15 protein-coding genes are annotated in these 17626 nt (G+C 71.5%); 10 read left to right on the top strand and 5 right to left on the bottom strand.

What is annotated here, in order from left to right; translation table 11 throughout:
* Position 1 precedes the first annotated feature (1 nt).
* From ABT070_RS14600 to ABT070_RS14585, 4 genes are read left to right on the top strand one after another with little or no spacing between them, the layout of a single operon-like run.
* Positions 2-2560: a DUF4118 domain-containing protein gene (locus ABT070_RS14600; RefSeq protein WP_351759556.1), complete on the top strand. Its 2559-nt coding sequence runs from the start codon at positions 2-4 to the stop codon at positions 2558-2560.
* On the top strand, positions 2554-3270 hold the full coding sequence (locus ABT070_RS14595) for a response regulator (protein ID WP_351759553.1): 717 nt from the start codon (positions 2554-2556) through the stop codon (positions 3268-3270). The genes ABT070_RS14600 and ABT070_RS14595 overlap by 7 nt, the downstream gene beginning before the upstream one ends.
* A 57-nt stretch (positions 3271-3327) precedes the next feature.
* Complete coding sequence (locus ABT070_RS14590) at positions 3328-3726, top strand: OB-fold nucleic acid binding domain-containing protein (RefSeq protein WP_078890401.1); 399 nt, start codon at positions 3328-3330, stop codon at positions 3724-3726.
* Positions 3727-3729: 3 nt separating this feature from the next.
* Positions 3730-4494 carry a DUF3159 domain-containing protein gene (locus ABT070_RS14585; RefSeq protein ID WP_351759551.1) on the top strand — a complete coding sequence of 255 codons (765 nt, stop codon included), beginning with the start codon at positions 3730-3732 and terminating at the stop codon, positions 4492-4494.
* Between the two features lie 296 nt (positions 4495-4790).
* Here the strand turns inward: ABT070_RS14585 and ABT070_RS14580 are convergent, their stop codons facing one another.
* The gene (locus ABT070_RS14580; RefSeq protein ID WP_351759548.1) at positions 4791-5468 is read right to left on the bottom strand and encodes a potassium channel family protein; all 678 of its coding nucleotides are present in this window, start codon (positions 5466-5468) and stop codon (positions 4791-4793) included.
* Positions 5468-6136: a potassium channel family protein gene (locus ABT070_RS14575; RefSeq protein WP_020125146.1), complete on the bottom strand. Its 669-nt coding sequence runs from the start codon at positions 6134-6136 to the stop codon at positions 5468-5470. The genes ABT070_RS14580 and ABT070_RS14575 overlap by 1 nt, the downstream gene beginning before the upstream one ends.
* 413 nt (positions 6137-6549) lie before the next feature.
* On the opposite strand from ABT070_RS14575, the gene ABT070_RS14570 reads away from it, so the two are divergent.
* Positions 6550-8643 (top strand): APC family permease, encoded by a 2094-nt coding sequence (locus ABT070_RS14570; RefSeq protein WP_351759545.1) that lies wholly within the window; start codon positions 6550-6552, stop codon positions 8641-8643.
* Between the two features lie 134 nt (positions 8644-8777).
* Positions 8778-10118, top strand: coding sequence for a class I SAM-dependent RNA methyltransferase (locus tag ABT070_RS14565; protein ID WP_351759543.1), 1341 nt, complete (start codon positions 8778-8780; stop codon positions 10116-10118).
* Positions 10119-10220: 102 nt separating this feature from the next.
* Here the strand turns inward: ABT070_RS14565 and ABT070_RS14560 are convergent, their stop codons facing one another.
* Positions 10221-10730 (bottom strand): MarR family winged helix-turn-helix transcriptional regulator, encoded by a 510-nt coding sequence (locus tag ABT070_RS14560; protein ID WP_351759540.1) that lies wholly within the window; start codon positions 10728-10730, stop codon positions 10221-10223.
* A 64-nt stretch (positions 10731-10794) separates the two neighbouring features.
* On the opposite strand from ABT070_RS14560, the gene ABT070_RS14555 reads away from it, so the two are divergent.
* Entirely contained in the window at positions 10795-12078 is a 1284-nt protein-coding gene (locus tag ABT070_RS14555; protein ID WP_351759537.1) for a multidrug effflux MFS transporter, read from the top strand.
* Positions 12079-12439: 361 nt separating this feature from the next.
* The gene (locus ABT070_RS14550) at positions 12440-13084 is read left to right on the top strand and encodes a TetR/AcrR family transcriptional regulator (protein ID WP_351759535.1); all 645 of its coding nucleotides are present in this window, start codon (positions 12440-12442) and stop codon (positions 13082-13084) included.
* 42 nt (positions 13085-13126) lie between these two features.
* Here ABT070_RS14550 and ABT070_RS14545 read toward each other — a convergent pair whose 3' ends face one another.
* Positions 13127-13912, bottom strand: a complete 786-nt coding sequence (locus ABT070_RS14545; protein WP_351759532.1) for an LmeA family phospholipid-binding protein — start codon at positions 13910-13912, stop codon at positions 13127-13129.
* Positions 13913-14347: 435 nt separating this feature from the next.
* On the opposite strand from ABT070_RS14545, the gene ABT070_RS14540 reads away from it, so the two are divergent.
* Entirely contained in the window at positions 14348-16030 is a 1683-nt protein-coding gene (locus ABT070_RS14540) for an MFS transporter (RefSeq protein ID WP_351759530.1), read from the top strand.
* A 401-nt stretch (positions 16031-16431) separates the two neighbouring features.
* Here the strand turns inward: ABT070_RS14540 and ABT070_RS14535 are convergent, their stop codons facing one another.
* On the bottom strand, positions 16432-16989 hold the full coding sequence (locus ABT070_RS14535; protein WP_351759527.1) for a MarR family winged helix-turn-helix transcriptional regulator: 558 nt from the start codon (positions 16987-16989) through the stop codon (positions 16432-16434).
* Between the two features lie 112 nt (positions 16990-17101).
* Between ABT070_RS14535 and ABT070_RS14530 the strand changes: the two genes are divergently transcribed.
* Positions 17102-17617 (top strand): YceI family protein, encoded by a 516-nt coding sequence (locus ABT070_RS14530; protein WP_351759525.1) that lies wholly within the window; start codon positions 17102-17104, stop codon positions 17615-17617.
* The last annotated feature ends 9 nt before the right edge of the window (positions 17618-17626 follow it).

Below are 17626 nucleotides of genomic sequence, written 5' to 3'. Positions count from 1 at the left end.
CATGGCACGCGGAAAGCTTCGGATCTACCTCGGTGCGGCACCGGGCGTCGGCAAGACATACGCGATGCTGTCCGAGGCGCACCGCCGGGTGGAGCGCGGCACGGACTGCGTGGTGGCGTTCGTCGAGCACCACGGGCGGCAGCGCACCGAGGTGATGCTGCACGGCCTCGAACAGGTCCCGCGCCGGGAACTGGAGTACCGGGGCGGCGCCTTCACCGAGATGGACGTGGACGCGGTCCTCGCCCGCGCCCCGCGGGTCGCCCTGGTGGACGAACTCGCGCACACCAACGTCCCGGGCTCGCGCAACGCCAAGCGCTGGCAGGACGTGCAGGAACTGCTCGCCGCCGGCGTCGACGTGGTCTCGACCGTGAACATCCAGCACCTGGAGTCCCTCGGCGACGTCGTGGAGTCGATCACGGGGGTACGGCAGCAGGAGACGGTGCCCGACGAGTTCGTCCGGCGCGCCGACCAGATCGAGCTGGTGGACATGTCGCCGCAGGCGCTGCGGCGGCGGATGGCGCACGGGAACATCTACAAGCCGGACAAGGTCGACGCGGCCCTGTCCAACTACTTCCGGCCCGGCAACCTCACCGCCCTGCGGGAGCTGGCCCTGCTGTGGGTGGCCGACCGGGTCGACGAGTACCTGAAGCAGTACCGCAGCGAGCACCATGTGTCGGCGATCTGGGGTTCGCGCGAGCGGATCGTGGTCGGGCTGACCGGCGGCCCGGAGGGACGCACCCTGATCCGGCGGGCGGCGCGGCTGGCGGAGAAGGGCGCCGGCGGGGAGGTGCTGGCCGTGTACATCGCGCGCAGCGACGGCCTGACCTCCGCCTCACCCAAGGAACTGGCGGTCCAGCGCACCCTCGTGGAGGACCTGGGAGGCACCTTCCACCACGTGGTCGGCGACGACATTCCGGCCGCGCTGCTCGACTTCGCCCGAGGGGTCAACGCCACGCAGATCGTGCTCGGCTCCTCGCGCCGCAAGGCCTGGCAGTACGTCTTCGGGCCCGGGGTCGGCGCGACGGTCGCCCGGGAGTCGGGGTCCGACCTCGACGTGCACATCGTCACCCACGACGAGGTCGCCAAGGGGCGCGGGCTGCCGGTGGCCCGGGGCGCCCGGCTCGGGCGGGCCCGGATCATCTGGGGCTGGCTGGTCGGCGTGGTGGGCCCGGCGCTGCTGGCGCTGCTGCTGAACACCGTCCACCTCGGCCTCGCCAACGACATGCTGCTGTTCCTGGCCGTGACGGTGGCGGCGGCGCTGCTCGGCGGGCTGCTGCCGGCCCTGGCCTCGGCGGCGGTGGGCTCGCTCCTGCTGAACTACTTCTACACACCGCCCCTGCACAGATGGACGATCGCCGACCCGAAGAACATCGTCGCCATCCTGATCTTCGTCGGGGTGGGGGTGTCGGTGGCCTCGGTGGTGGACCTGGCGGCCCGGCGTACGCACCAGGCGGCCCGGCTGCGGGCCGAGTCGGAGATCCTGTCCTACCTGGCGGGCAGCGTGCTGCGGGGCGAGACCAGCCTGGAGGCGCTGCTGGAGCGGGTGCGCGAGACCTTCGGGATGGAGTCGGCGGCACTGCTGGAACGGGCGGACGACAGGGCGCCGTGGACCCGCGCGGGCCATGTCGGGTTCGGACGGCCGGTCGAGCGGCCCGAGGACGCGGACGTGGACGTGCCGGTCGGCGACCACCTCGCGCTGGCGCTCACCGGGCGGTTGCTGCCCGCGGAGGACCGGCGGGTACTGGCCGCGTTCGCCGCGCAGGCGGTCGTCGTACTGGACCGGCGGCGCCTCCAGGAGGAGGCCGACCGGGCCCGTGCGCTGGCCGAGGGCAACCGCATCCGCACGGCCCTGCTGGCCGCCGTGAGCCACGACCTGCGGACCCCGCTGGCCGGGATCAAGGCGGCGGTGTCGAGTCTCAGATCCGACGACGTGGCCTGGTCCGAGGAGGACCGGGCGGAGCTGCTCGAGGGCATCGAGGAAGGCGCGGACCGCCTCGACCACCTGGTGGGCAACCTGCTGGACATGTCCCGCCTCCAGACCGGTACGGTCACGCCGATCATCCGGGAGATCGACCTGGACGAGGTGGTGCCGATGGCGCTCGGCGGGATCCCCGATCCGGCGGCGAGCGTGGAGCTGGACATCCCGGAGTCGCTGCCCATGGTCGCCGTGGACGCCGGGCTGCTGGAGCGGTCGGTCGCCAACCTCGTGGAGAACGCGGTCAAGTACAGTCCGGGCGGCGAGCCCGTGCTGGTCTCGGCGAGCGCGATGTCCGACCGGGTCGAGGTACGGGTCGTGGACCGCGGGCCGGGCGTACCCGACGAGGCCAAGGAGCGGATATTCGCTCCCTTCCAGCGCTACGGCGACGCCCCGCGCGGGGCCGGGGTGGGACTGGGTCTCGCGGTCGCGCGGGGCTTCGCCGAGGCCATGGGCGGCACCCTCAACGCCGAGGACACCCCCGGCGGCGGCCTCACCATGGTCCTCACCGTCCGCGCGGCGGGACCGCGCCTCGAGCCGCAACCCGCGCAACCCGCACAACCCGAAAGGCATGCCTCATGCTGAGCCCGGCCGAGGGGACGCCCCAGGCCCCCACGAGAGTGCTCGTGATCGACGACGAGCCACAGATCGTCCGCGCCCTCGTGATCAACCTCAAGGCCCGCAGGTACGAGGTCGACGCGGCCCACGACGGCGCCACCGCCCTCCGGCTCGCCGCCGCCCGCCACCCGGACGTGATCGTCCTCGACCTGGGGCTGCCGGACATGGACGGCGTCGAGGTGATCAAGGGACTGCGCGGCTGGACCAGGGTGCCGATCCTGGTGCTGTCCGCCCGGCACTCCTCGGACGAGAAGGTCGAGGCGCTCGACGCGGGCGCCGACGACTACGTCACCAAGCCGTTCGGCATGGACGAGCTGCTGGCCCGGCTGCGAGCCGCCGTCCGCCGGGCGGAACCCGCCGGGGGCGGCGAGGACGAGGTCCTCGTGGAGACCGAAGGGTTCACCGTCGACCTGGCCGCGAAGAAGGTCAACCGGGCCGGGAAGGACGTACGGCTGACCCCCACGGAGTGGCATCTGCTGGAGGTGCTGGTGCGCAACACCGGCCGGCTGGTCAGCCAGAAACAGCTGCTCCAGGAGGTGTGGGGGCCGTCGTACGGAACGGAGACCAACTACCTGCGGGTGTACATGGCGCAGCTGAGACGCAAGCTCGAGGCGGACCCCTCGCATCCCAGGCACTTCGTCACGGAACCCGGGATGGGATACCGGTTCGAGCGCTAGTGCGACGGGTGGGGCGGCGGCTACGGCTCCGCGGGCGTGCCCCGGTACCCTTCAGACATGAGCGCTGTCCCTCGTTCCGAAAAGCCGGTGGGCCGGTTCCGGCGCATGCTCGACCGGCTCTCCTCGTCGCAGGAGGACCTGGAGTCCGAGGAGCTGCGAGAGGACGCCGAGACGGCCGGATGCACCCGGATCGGAGACTGCCAGGACCGCCAGATCGTCACGGTTACTGGTACCTTGCGCACGGTCACTCTGCGGCCACGCGCCGGGGTCCCGGCCCTGGAGGCCGAGCTGTTCGACGGCAGCGCCGCGCTGGACGTGGTGTGGCTGGGCAGGCGCTCCATAGTGGGCATAGAGCCGGGACGCAGGCTCATCGCATCGGGGCGGGTCTCCATGAGCCGGGGCCGCCGGGTGCTGTTCAACCCCAAGTACGAACTGAGACCCCTGGGTAGGGAGTAGCCGGTGACGTCGCTCGACAAGCCGACCGAAGAGACGACCGCGGACGATACGACCGCGGCCGACGCCCGGGCGGTGACCGAGGCCGCGCTGTTCGAGGCGTTCGGCGGGGTGCGGGGCATGGTCGAGACGGTCGTGCCCGGCCTGCTCTTCGTCACGATCTTCACGATCAACAAGGATCTGCACATGTCCGCGATCGCCGCGCTCGCGGTGTCGCTGATCCTGGTCGTGGTCCGCCTGGCGATGAAGGACACGGTCAAGCACGCCTTCAGCGGGGTCTTCGGCGTCGCCTTCGGCGTGGTCTTCGCGATGATGACCGGCAACGCCAAGGACTTCTATCTGCCGGGCATGCTCTACACGCTGGGCCTGGCCCTCGCCTACATCGTCACGACGCTGTGCGGGGTGCCGCTGATCGGCCTGATCCTGGGCCCGGTCTTCAAGGAGAACCTCTCCTGGCGGACCCGTAACCCGGGCCGCAAGAAGGCCTACGCCAAGGCCAGCTGGGCGTGGGGGCTGATCCTGCTCGCCAAGTGCGCGATCCTGTTCCCGCTGTACTGGTGGGCCAACACCGCGCAGCTGGGCTGGGTGCTGATCGCCCTGAAGATCCCGCCGTTCCTGCTCGCCGTCTGGCTGACGTGGGTCTTCCTCGCGAAGGCGCCCGCGCCGATCGATGTGTTCGCGGAGATGGAGGCGGAAGAGAAGGCCGCGGCCGCGGCCGCGGAGGGGTCGGAGGCGTCGGAGGCCGGTGGGCGGCACCGTCGCGAGGGGTAGCTCCCGGTGTCGGTGTGACCGTCCCCGGGGGCTGCGCCCCCGGACCCCCGCTTCGGCCCTGAACGGGCCTCGTCCTCAATCGCCGGACGGGCTGGTGGGGACCCGTGCGGCCTCGTCGTTTGACGCCGGACGGGCTGGTGAGCACTCGTGCGGCCTCGTCCTCTGGCGTCGGACGGGCTGACGACAAGGACTCGTGCGGGCCCGTTCTCGAACGCTGGACGGGCTGAGGGACACACGTGTGAGGGGGGCGTCCGGAGATCTCCGGACGCCCCCCTCACACGTTCGTCCCTCGTGGCTCAGCTGCCGGTGTCCGCCTTGCGGACCGACAGGAGGTCCTCCAGCTGTTCCTCCCTCGCCTGGGCGGCCACGAAGAGCAGTTCGTCGCCCGCCTCGAGGGAGTCCTCGCGGGTCGGGGTCAGGACCCGGGTGCCGCGGATGATGGTGACCAGCGAGGTGTCCTCCGGCCACTCCACATCGCCGACCTGGGTGCCGGCCAGGGCCGACTCCTCGGGGAGGGTCAGTTCGACGAGGTTGGCGTCGCCGTGGCTGAAGCGGAGCAGACGGACCAGGTCGCCGACGCTCACCGCCTCCTCGACCAGGGCCGACATCAGACGCGGGGTGGAGACGGCCACGTCCACGCCCCAGGACTCGTTGAAGAGCCACTCGTTCTTCGGGTTGTTCACCCGGGCGACGACGCGCGGAACGCCGTACTCCGTCTTGGCCAGCAACGACACGACCAGGTTGACCTTGTCGTCGCCGGTCGCGGCGATCACGACGTTGCAACGCTGGAGGGCGGCCTCGTCGAGGGAGGTGATCTCGCAGGCGTCGGCCAGCAGCCACTCGGCCTGCGGGACGCGCTCGACCGAGATGGCGGTCGGCGCCTTGTCCACGAGCAGGACCTCGTGGCCGTTCTCCAGCAGCTCGCCCGCGATCGAGCGGCCGACGGCGCCGGCTCCGGCAATGGCGACCCTCATCAGTGACCGTCCTCCTTGGGGCCCTCGGCGAACGAGGCCTCGACCTTCTCGACCTCGTCGCTCCGCAGCATCACGTGCACCAGGTCGCCTTCCTGGAGCACCGTCTGGGAGGTGGGCAGGATCGCCTCGCCGAGGCGGGTGAGGAACGCCACGCGGACGCCCGTCTCCTCCTGAAGCTTGCTGATCTTGTGGCCGACCCAGGACGGGGCGGCGTGCACCTCGGCGAGCTCGACGCCCCCGGTGGGGTCGCGCCACAGCGGCTCGGCGCCCGAGGGGAGCAGCCGGCGCAGCATCTGGTCGGCCGTCCAGCGGACGGTGGCGACGGTGGGGATGCCGAGGCGCTGGTAGACCTCGGCACGCCGGGGGTCGTAGATGCGGGCGGCGACGTTCTCGATGCCGAACATCTCACGGGCCACCCGGGCGGCGATGATGTTGGAGTTGTCGCCGCTGGACACGGCGGCGAAGGCGCCGGCCTCCTCGATGCCCGCCTCGCGCAGGGTGTCCTGGTCGAAGCCGACTCCGGTGACCCGCCGGCCACCGAAACCGGAGCCCAGCCGTCGGAAGGCGGTGGGGTCCTGGTCGATCACGGCGACCGTGTGCCCCTGTTGCTCCAGGGTCTGCGCGAGGGCGGAACCCACCCTGCCGCAGCCCATGATGACGATGTGCACGACCGTCCTTCCGAGGTCAAGAAGTCAAGAAGTCAATAAAAATTCTGGCCTGGCTTTGAACAGGGTCTCAGACCGTCGACCAAGCTACACACGTGCGGTCGGCGCAGGGCACCCCCGTGCACGCTTTGCGTGATCAGCGGCGGCTGATGCTCCAGAGACTGAGGAAGGTAAGGATTCCGAGGCCGACGAGGGTGCCGACGGCGCCGATGATCTCCGCGGTCGTGTGCATGGACCCTCCAAGGGGGCGGCAGCGGGCGGGGATTGTCATATAGGCATGGGGATCGGCGCGGTCGCGGAATCCGCAGCGCGGGCATGGCCGATTTCACCCGGGAGGCAGACGCGGCACGCCATCACCCGGCTGAGGCCGGGGGAGGGTGGGCGGTCCCGTGTTCGAAGGCCTACGATCCTCTGTTGTGTCCAAACTGACCGACGTGCCCAAACGGATTCTGATCGGGCGCGCACTGCGCAGTGATCGGCTCGGAGAAACGCTCCTGCCGAAGCGCATCGCCCTGCCCGTCTTCGCTTCCGACCCGCTGTCCTCCGTGGCCTACGCGCCCGGGGAGGTACTGCTGGTCCTGTCCATCGCGGGCGTGTCGGCCTACCACTTCAGCCCCTGGATCGCTCTCGCGGTCGTCGTGCTGATGTTCACGGTGGTCGCCTCCTACCGGCAGAACGTCCACGCCTACCCCAGTGGCGGTGGCGACTACGAGGTGGCCACCACCAACCTCGGCCCCCGGGCCGGCCTGACCGTCGCGAGCGCGCTGCTCGTCGACTACGTCCTGACCGTCGCCGTCTCCATCGCCTCCGGCATCGAGAACCTCGGCTCCGCGATCCCGTTCGTGGTCGAGCACAAGGTGGCCTGCGCGGTCGCCGTGATCGTGCTGCTGACGCTGATGAACCTGCGCGGCGTCAAGGAGTCCGGCAAGCTCTTCGCCATCCCCACCTACGTCTTCGTCGCCGGCGTCTTCATCATGATCGCCTGGGGCGCCTTCCGCGGGCTGGTGCTCGACGACACCATGCGGGCGCCGACGGCCGAGTACACGATCAAGGCCGAGCACCAGGGCCTGGCCGGTTTCGCCCTGGTCTTCCTGCTGCTGCGCGCCTTCTCCTCCGGCTGTGCCGCGCTCACCGGTGTGGAGGCGATTTCCAACGGCGTCCCGGCCTTCCGCAAGCCCAAGTCGAAGAACGCGGCGAGCACCCTCGCGGCGATGGGCCTGCTGGCCGTCACCATGTTCTGCGGCATCATCGTGCTGGCCCTGTTCACCAAGGTCCGCATGGCCGAGAACCCGGCCGTCGACCTGCTCAAGGACGGCACCGCGGTCGGCTCCGGATACGTCCAGAACCCGGTGATCACCCAGGTCGCCGAGGCCGTCTTCGGCAAGGACAGTTTCCTCTTCATCGTGCTCGCCGCGGCCACGGCCCTGGTGCTGTTCCTGGCGGCGAACACCGCCTACAACGGCTTCCCGGTGCTCGGCTCGATCCTCGCCCAGGACCGCTACCTGCCCCGCCAGCTGCACACCCGCGGCGACCGCCTCGCCTTCTCCAACGGCATCGTGCTCCTCGCCGGCGCGGCCATGCTGCTCGTCGTCATCTACGGCGCGGACTCCACCCGCCTGATCCAGCTGTACATCGTCGGCGTGTTCGTGTCCTTCACGCTCAGCCAGATCGGCATGGTCCGGCACTGGAACCGCCTCCTGGCGACCGAGACCGACCAGCTCAAGCGCCGCCACATGGTCCGCTCCCGCGCGATCAACACCTTCGGCGCCTTCTTCACCGGCCTGGTCCTGGTCGTCGTCCTGGTCACCAAGTTCACGCACGGCGCCTGGGTCGCCCTGCTCGGCATGGTGATCTTCTACGGGACGATGACCGCGATCCGCCGCCACTACGACCGCGTGTCCGCGGAGATCGCCGCTCCCGAGGGACCCAGCGACGACACCGTCCGGCCCTCGCGCGTCCACTCGGTGCTGCTGATCTCCAAGATCCACCGCCCGACGCTGCGTGCCCTCGCCTACGCCAAGCTGATGCGCTCCGACACCCTCGAGGCGCTCACCGTCAACGTCGACCCGGCCGAGACGAAGACGCTGCGCGACGAGTGGGAACGGCGCGGGATCGACGTACCGCTGAAGGTCCTGGACTCGCCCTACCGCGAGGTCACCCGGCCCGTCATCGAGTACGTCAAGAGCCTGCGCCAGGAGTCGCCGCGCGACGCGGTGTCGGTGATCATCCCGGAGTACGTGGTCGGCCACTGGTACGAGCACCTGCTGCACAACCAGAGCGCGCTCCGGCTCAAGGGACGGCTGCTGTTCACGCCGGGCGTCATGGTCACGTCCGTCCCCTACCAGCTCCACTCCTCCGAGGCGGCGAAGAAGCGGGCCCGCAGGCGCTCGGAGTGGAACGCTCCGGGAGCGGTGCGACGCGGTCCCCTGCAGGAGGGGCGCCCGAAGCAGCCGTCGGGCACCGGTTCCGGCAGCGCCCCGGGTTCCTCGAAGCCGGACACGAAGAACTGACCCACGCGCCGGGCGGGGGCCGGGCGGGTGCCCGGCCCCCGCCCGGCGCATGGTGAACGGCCGGACGACAGCCACGTAGACTGGTGGGCTGTTGTCCGGCTGTTCCTCGTTCGACGTTGTGGAGTCACCCCGCCATGCAGGCAGAACCGAAGAAGTCGCAGGCGGTGTCGCTCGTGGGGCAGGAGTACGAGGTCGAGATCGGCCCCGTCGCCCACGGCGGCCACTGCATCGCCCGGACGGAAGCCGGCCAGGTGCTGTTCGTCCGGCACGCGCTGCCCGGCGAGCGGGTCGTGGCCCGGGTGACCGAGGGCGAGGAGGGTGCCCGGTACCTGCGCGCGGACGCGGTGCAGGTGCTGGAGGCGTCCAAGGACCGGGTCGAGGCGCCCTGCCCGTACGCCGGCCCCGGCCGCTGCGGCGGCTGCGACTGGCAGCACGCCAAGCCGGGCGCCCAGCGCCGCCTCAAGGGCGAGGTGATCACCGAGCAGCTGCAGCGGCTCGCGGGCCTCACGCCCGAGGAGGCCGGCTGGGACGGCACCGTGATGCCGGCCGAGGGCGACAAGCTGCCGCCCGGCCAGGTGCCCGCATGGCGCACCCGCGTCCAGTACGCGGTCGACGCCGACGGCAACGCCGGTCTGCGGCGCCACCGCTCGCACGAGGTGGAGCCGATCGAGCACTGCATGATCGCGGCGCCTGGCGTCAGCGAGCTGGGCATCGAGGACCGCGACTGGTCCGGGATGGCGTCCGTCGAAGCGATCGCCGCGACGGGCTCCCAGGACCGCATGGTCATCCTCGAGCCCCGGCCCGGCGCCCGCCTTCCCCTCGTCGAACTCGACAAGCCCGTCTCCGTCATGCGCGTCGAGGAGCACGACGGCGGCATCCACCGCGTCCACGGCCGGGGCTTCGTCCGTGAGCGTGCCGACGGCCGGACGCACCGCGTCGGCAGCGGCGGCTTCTGGCAGGTCCATCCGCAGGCCGCCGACACCCTCGTCAAGGCGGTCATGCAGGGCCTGCTGCCGCGCAAGGGCGACATGGCGCTCGACCTGTACTGCGGCGTCGGCCTCTTCGCCGGCGCCCTCGCCGACCGCCTCGGCGACAAGGGAGCGGTCCTCGGCATCGAATCCGGCAAGCGCGCCGTCGAGGACGCCCGGCACAACCTCGCCGGGTTCGAGCGGGTGCGGATCGAGCAGGGCAAGGTCGAGGCCGTACTCCCGCGCACCGGGATCACCGAGGTCGACCTCGTCGTCCTGGACCCGCCGCGCGCGGGAGCGGGCAAGAAGACGGTCGAGCACCTGGCGTCCCTGAAGCCGCGCAAGATCGCGTACGTGGCCTGCGACCCGGCGGCCCTCGCCCGCGACCTGGCGTACTTCCGGGACGGGGGCTACAAGGTGCGGATGCTGCGGGCGTTCGACCTGTTCCCGATGACGCACCATGTGGAGTGCGTGGCGATCCTGGAGCCGGTGGCCAAGGGGGCCTGACCGCCCGGATCTGAGCCCGTCAGGGGTGTCCCACAGCCGCGGATCGCTGCCGAAGGTGTCCCGTCGGGGCTGTTGCGCCGGAGGCGGGTGGGCGTCCGGCCGTCACCCGTTTTCGCGGCGTCCCTGTCCCTCCATCGTCTCCACCAGCCGCCCCAACGCCCTGAGGACCCAGTCGCGGTCGTCGCCGAGGCCCTCCAGCAACCGGACCTCGGCGGCGAGTTGACGAGGGAAGAGGTCGTCGACGGCCTTGGCGCCCGACTCGGTGATGGCGAGCAGGGCGGCGCGGCGGTCGGCGGGGTTGGGGGTGCGGGTGATGAAGCCGCGCTTCTCCAGTTTGGCGAGGGTCTTGCTGACGCCCGCGCGGGAGAGACCGAGGCGTTCGGCGAGGCTGCGGGCGATGACCGGCTCGGTGGCGTGACGCAGGGGGATGAGCGCGTCGATCTCGGGGGCCGTGAGGGGGGCGCCCGCGTAGAGGGGTTCGACGGCACGGTCGAGCAGGCCCGTGGCGCGCTTGAGCAGGCCGACCACTTCCATGGGGGAGGTGTCGAGGCCGGGGTGGTGCGCGGCCCACTGGGCGCGGACGTCGGCGGGGGAGGCGGGGTGGGTGGGCATGCGGCTCGCCTTCTGACCTGCGTCGCTATTTGTTAGCTAGTGAACTATTGGTTATCTTTATTTCATGGTACCTCCGTCATCCTCCCCTGCCGCCGCCGCCGCGTCGCTCGCCCCCGCCCCCGCCCCCGCCCCGGCCCCCGGGGAGCGTTCGGCCGGCGCGCTTGTCGCCGTCCTCGGCGCCCTGACGGCGGTCGCCCCGCTCGCGACCGACATGTACGTCCCCGGCTTCCCGGCCATGGGGGACGCGCTCGGGGCGAGCAGCTCGGCCGTACAGCTGACGATGACCGCGTTCCTGGCCGGACTGGTCGTCGGGCAGTTGCTGATCGGGCCGCTCAGCGACGGGCTCGGACGGCGCCGGCTGCTGATATCCGGGTCGGCCGGGTTCGTTCTCTTCTCGCTGCTGTGCGCCGTCGCTCCGAACGTCGGTCTGCTGACCGGCGCCCGCTTCCTCCAGGGCGTGGCCGGCGCGGCGGGCATGGTGCTGGCCCGGGCCGTGCTCACCGACCGCTTCCACGGCGCCGAACTGCCACGCCACTTCGCGGTGCTCTCCCAGGTCATGGGCGTGGCGCCGATCGCCGCGCCGGTGCTCGGCGGGGTCGTCCTCGGCGTGTCCACCTGGCGTGCGGTGTTCGCCGTACTGGCCGTGCTGGGCGGACTGCTGCTGTTCGCGGTGGTGCGGGGGGTGCCGGAGTCCCTGCCGCCCGAACGGCGTCAGAACGGCGGGTTCGTGAACACCTTCCGTGCCATGGGAACGCTGCTCGGCCGCCGGGCGTTCATGGGGTACGTCCTCGTCGTCGCCTTCGTCGCGGCGGCCCTGTTCACCTACATCAGCGGTTCCAGCTTCGTTTTCGAGAACCTCCACGGCGTCTCCTCGACGACGTACTCCCTCATCTTCGCCACCAACGCGGTCGGCATGCTGCTCGCCGGCGCGGTCTTCTCCCGGCTCGCCGGCCGGGGCGTGCGGCTGAACACGCTGCTCACGGCCGGTGTCGGTGTGGTGCTTTCGGGCGCGCTGGGGCAGGTTCTGGTGGTCCTGTCCGTGGGGGAGAGCCTCGTGGGCACGTGGGTCACGCTGTTCGTGACCGCGAGCGGCGTCGGGCTGGTCTTTCCGAGCGGCATGAGCATCGGACAGACGGTGGGGCGGATGGCACCGGGAGCGGCGTCCGCGCTGCTGGGCGGCCTCCAGTTCTTCTTCGGAGCGCTCGCCTCGCCGTTGGTGGGGCTGTTCGGCGAGGACAGCTCCCTGCCGATGGCCCTCATCATGCTGGTCGCCGCCGCGGGGGCGGGACTGGCCCTCGTCGGCCTGGCGCGGCCGTGGCAGGGACACGGGGAACCGACCTCGGGCTGACCCGGCCGTCGGTTCTGCGACTGCCGGAATTCTGCGACGGCCGTCGGTTCTGCGACTGCCGGCGGTGAGGCGCTGTCGGCAGTGAGGTGCCGCCGGAGTGAGGCGCTGCCGGTTGTGAGGCGCCGCCGGAGTGAGGTGCCGCCGGTAGTGAGGCGCTGCCGTCGGTTCGGATCCTGCTGTCAGGTCGGATCCTGGCGTCGGGTCGCATCCTGCCGTCGGCGTGACGCCGCCTTCTCTCGGGGCGTGCGCGAGCCGTGCCCGAGCCGTACCCAGGTCGCATCCGAGTCGCCCCCGCGGCGAAGATCCGCCACAATGGGCGCCCGTCGACCGTTCGTCCGTACCGAACCACCCGAGGTTTCCCGTGACCCACTCCGTGGCCCGCGAGCCGCAGCGGCGTAATTCGCGGTCCAACCGGGCGCGCATCCTGGCCACGGCCCGGCAGGAGCTCGGCCGGAATCCGGACGTCACCCTGGAGGAGATCGCGCGGGCCTCCGGCGTCGTACGACGGACCCTCTTCGGTCACTTTCCCGGGCGGGCGGCGTTGTTGGAGGCGCTCGCGGAGGAGGCGTCCGAGGCGCTGCGGGGCGCGCTGGCGGTCGCGGCGGCGCCGCAGGAGCCGGCCGAGCGGGCGCTCGCGCACTTCGTGCACACGATCTGGCCGGTGGGCGACCGCTACCGGCTGCTCCTGGCGCTGGCCCGGCGTGACCTGGGCGACGAGCGGGTCGCAGACATCCTCGCCCCCGCCCGCGACGAGGTCACCGCCATCCTGGCGCGCGGGCAGCGCGACGGCGTCTTCCACGCGCAACTGCCGCCCGCCGTGCTGAGCGCGGGGCTCGAGGCGATGCAGGTCGCGCTGCTGGAGGAGGTCAACACCGGGGCGCTGGAGGACGACGGGACCCGGACTGCCGTCGTGACGCTCGTCGCGGCGGGTGTGCCGGAGGAGCGGGCCCTGGCAGTGGTCGGCGATGTCGCGTCGGCGGCGGCGGTCGCCGCGCCGGGGGCCTGAAGCGTCCGGATCGCCGTAGGCCCCACCCGTTCGGCTCCGCGCTCAGAGGCCGTGGTCCGACGACGCCCCGTCCGGCCGGAAGGTGACCGACCTGCCCGTGAAGCGGGCGTCGAGGCCCGTGGCGGTGGTGGTCACGGAGCGCAGGCTCAGGCCGTCGGGGATGTTCCGCAGCTGGATCGGCTGCGCGAAGACCTGGTCGAGCACCGCTTCCCCGGCTGCGGGCAGCGCTGCGCCCTCGACCTGGAAGTCGTCGAACGCGATCCGGTTGCCGGACGCCGCCGAGACGGCCGTGGTCACCGTGATCCGCCCGCCGCCGAGAGGCAGCAGGATCTCCGCGCCGATCCGGCCCGGGCCGCCGCCCTGGGAGACCTCCAGGCCGAGCACGTCGGACACGTCCCGGTAGGACAGGCGGGCGGTCGCCTCCGCAGAGCGGGCCCGCGCCTCACTGTCGTCGTCGGATGTGGTCAGCCCGTCCAGTCGTAGGTGGAGTTCGGACAGCGGCAGCGGGCGGGCCGACCCGTCGGCGGGGATGTCGTGGGCGGTGATGTCCACCCGCCGCAGGGTGCCGGAGGCCACCTGCGTCAGGACGGGGAACCCGCGCACGTGCACCTCGGGCCGCGCGGGGGTGTCCATGCCCTCCTGGAACGCCTCCGCCGTTCGTGACTCCACCCGTTCCGTCACGAGCCGGTCGACCGTGACAGGGACCAGGATCAGCGTGAGCAGGGCGGCGAGGGCGATGGTGGTGGCGGCCGGCCGCCGCCGGACCCGGGCGCGGGGTGCTTCGGGTGTGCCGTGGGACGCGCCGGTCGCGTACGTGGGCTGGTACATCAACTCTCCTTCGGGGCAGGCGGCTTGCTGTGCCATGAGCCCGAGGTGCGTGCGGTGGCCGTCGTCCGCCGCCCACGAGGTGAAGGCGGCGCGTCCAGGGCACCCGTGGCTTCGGCGGTCGCGGCGAGGCCGCCGTCGGGTGCGCGTGTGAGGAGGCGCGGCGCTGCGGCAGTGCGGCGCTGGGCCACTGCGGTTCAGCAGGGGCGGTCGGTCGGCCGACCGCCCCTGCGTCTCCTCCGGTCCGAGCTCGGAATGGCGGAGCGGCGGGTCAGCGGGTCAGCGGGGCAAGGGTTCGGGTCCAGGGGGCAGTGGGCCGGAGGGGACGGTAGAGCCGGTAGGGACGGTGGGGACGGTGAGCAAAATATTTGCACACTGGTGGGCAATAAACTAGTCTGCACGTCAACGGGCAATTAACTCGTCCTTTTAGGAGCCCCCATGCCCTTCCCCGTCGACACACCCGTCGAGAAGATGACCGGCCCGTACGCCAAGCGCTGGTCCGCGCTGATCGTGCTCTGCCTGAGTCTGCTGATCGTGGTGATGGCGAACACCTCGCTGATCGTGGCCGCGCCGGACATGACCACGGACCTGGGCCTGAGCAGCAGCGACCTCCAGTGGGTCATCGACGGCTACACGGTTCCGTACGCCGCGCTGATGCTGGTGCTGGGGTCGATCGGCGACAAGTACAGCCGTCGTGGAGCGCTCGTCACCGGGCTGGTGGTCTTCGCGGGCGGTTCGGTGATGGGCAGCCTGGTGGACCAGACCGGGCTGGTCATCACGGCCCGCGCGATCATGGGTGTCGGGGCGGCGGTCGTCATGCCGGCCACGCTGTCGCTGCTGGTCGCGATCTTCCCGCGGCGTGAGCGGGCCAAGGCCATCACGGCCTGGACGGCCACCTCGGGACTGGCCATCGCCGTCGGTCCGCTGGTCGCCGGCTGGCTGCTCCAGGACCACGCGTGGGGCTCGACCTTCCTGATCAACGTCCCCATCGCGGTCGTCGCCGTCGTCGGCGCGCTCGCGCTGGTCCCGCCGTCCAAGGCGGCGGGCATGGGCCGGATCGACTACGTCGGCGGACTGCTGTCGATCGTCTCCGTCGGCTCCCTGGTGTACGCGACCATCGAGGGCCCGCACTTCGGTTGGGGCGCCGGTCCGATCGGCGCGGCCGTGGTCGCCGGGGTCGGCCTGGCGGGGTTCGTGGCCTGGGAGCTGCGGCATCCGCACCCGATGCTGGACGTCCGCAGGTTCCGGCTGCGCCCCTTCAGCGGTTCGATGCTGGCGGTGCTGTTCTTCTTCTTCGGCACCTTCGGCGCGATCTACTACTCCACGCAGTTCCTCCAGTTCGTGCTCGACTACGACGCTCTGGAGACCGGTGTACGACTGCTGCCGCTGGCCGGTGCGGTCTTCGTCGGCGCCGTGGTGACCGGGCGACTGACCCCGAAGCTGGGCGTGCGGGCGATGGTCGTGTCCGGCATGGTGATCGGCACGGCGGGCGTCTTCCTGCTCACCCGGGTCGACACGGGTTCGACGTACACGGACTTCCTCGCGCCGATGATGATGCTGGGCTTCGCGATCGGCCTGAGCGTGTCCCCGGCCACCGACACGATCATGGGCTCGTTCCCGGAGGGCGAGCTGGGTGTCGGCGGCGGGGCCAACGACACCGCGCTGGAGCTGGGCGGTTCGCTCGGTATCGCGATCCTCGGCTCGCTCCTCGGCACCGCGTACCGCGACGAGCTGACCGGCCTGGTCGGCGGCAACCTTCCGGCAACCGCGCTGGAGACCGCCAAGGACTCGGTGGGCGGCGGCCTGGCGGTCGCCGAGCAGGTCGCGAAGGACCCCGCCGGTGGGGCGCAGCAGGCGCAGGCTCTGGTCGAGGCGGTGCACGAGGCCTTCGCGCACGGCGTCGCCCAGACCAGCCTGGTCGGCGGGATCATCATGGCCGCCGGCACGCTGATCGTCTTCGCGGTCCTGCCCGGCCGCAAGGCCTCCACGGACACGGAGGGGTCGGAGGGGGCGGAGGGTCTGGAGAGGCCGGAAGGGTCGGAGCGGCCGGAGGGGTTGGAAGGGTCCGAGAGGTCGGACGAGGGCGCGGCTGCGGAGGAGTACTCCGACGCCGCCCGGTAGGTCGGCTCGTTCTGCAGTCGGGCAGTCGGGCAGTCGGGCAGTCGGGCAGCCGAGCTGCCGAGCTGCCCGCTCTCCCGTCTGCCGGTCGCCCCGCCCCGCCCCGCGCCGCCCCGCCTCGTCCCGCCCCGCCGTGGTGTTCCTCGGAACTCCGCCGGTGGGGCGTCCGGCATCCCGCAGGTCATCTCGGGCAAGTTCCTCGCGGCGCCGAGCGGGTGACGGTCGGGCCGAGCGGGCGGCCGTCAGACCGAGTGGCCAACCGTCGGGCCGGGAGGGCGGCGGTCGGGCCCAGCGGGCGACGGTCGGCAAGCTCCCGGTGTGCACGGGGCGGTGCCGAGATGCCCAGGGGCTCAGGGTGCCCAGCGACGCCAGGGGCTGGAGAGGGCCGAGCGGCGTCCGGGACTTCAGTCCGAGACGGTGGCGGGCTCAGGTTTCGGCTCAGACTTCGACTCGGGTTCCGCCTCCGCGTCCGTCGCCGCCTTCGGCATCAGCCCGCTCATCGCGGCGCACTGCTCGGGTCCCATGACATGGGCGAGCGCCCCCGTCACCGTCTCGGCCAGGGCGCCGGACGCCTCCCGGAGCAAGCCGCGGGCCTTTTCGGTGAGGGCGACCTCCACGCCGCGCTTGTCCTCGCACACCGACCTGCGGGTGACGAGACCGGCGTGCTGGAGGCAGGCGATCTGGTACGTCAGCCGGGTCTTGGGTCGCCCCAGCAGTTCCGCGACCCGGGTCATGCGAAGGCCGCCCTGGGGCTGCTCCGCCAGGAGGCACAGGACCAGGAACTCGTCGTGCGAGACGTCGAGCCGCTCCTTGACCACCGAACGCAGCCGCTGCTCCACCGCGCCGGTCGCGGCCAGCAGCAACATCCAGCCACGTAGCTCCGGCGGCAGCAGACCGGCCCCCGCGCCCTGCGCTGACGGGCATGCGGGCAGGTCGGCGGGGTGTTCAGGGGAGTCTGCCATGGTTCGAGTGTATCTCTAGTCCAAATTTGCATGACCCTGTTGTTCAGATTTGGATAACCGGCTAGCGTGGCCGTGACCCTTATCCAGATGTGGAACACCAAGGAGAACGTCCATGACCGTCGCCGTGGAAACCGGACTGTGGCAGCTTGACGCGGGCGCCTCCACCGTCGCCCTGAAGCACAAGGCGATGTGGGGCCTGGTCGCCGTCAAGGGCGTCTTCGCCACCGTCGGCGGCGGGGGCGAGGTGGCCGCCGACGGGACCGTCACCGGCACCCTGGTCCTGGACGCGGCCTCCGTGGACACCAAGAACGCCAAGCGGGACACGCACCTGCGCAGCGCGGACTTCTTCGACGTCGAGAAGCACCCCGAGATCACCTTCGCGGTGCGCGCCGCCGAACTCGGCGCCGACGGGGCCGTGAAGGTGTCCGGCCAGCTGACGGTGCGCGGCATCAGCCGGCCGCAGTCCTTCACCGCTCGCCTGAGCCAGGCGGACGCCGACGCGGTCACCCTGGACGCGACCTTCACCGTGGACCGGAACGAGTTCGGCGTGACCCTGAACCAGCTCGGCATGATGGGTGGCCTGACGACGATCACCACCACGCTCCGCTTCACGCGCACGGTCGCCTGAGTCGTCGTC

The organism is Streptomyces sp. NPDC002884 (genome assembly GCF_040295245.1).
Lineage (GTDB): Bacteria > Actinomycetota > Actinomycetes > Streptomycetales > Streptomycetaceae > Streptomyces.
This window is presented reverse-complemented; position numbering and strand designations above follow the sequence as displayed.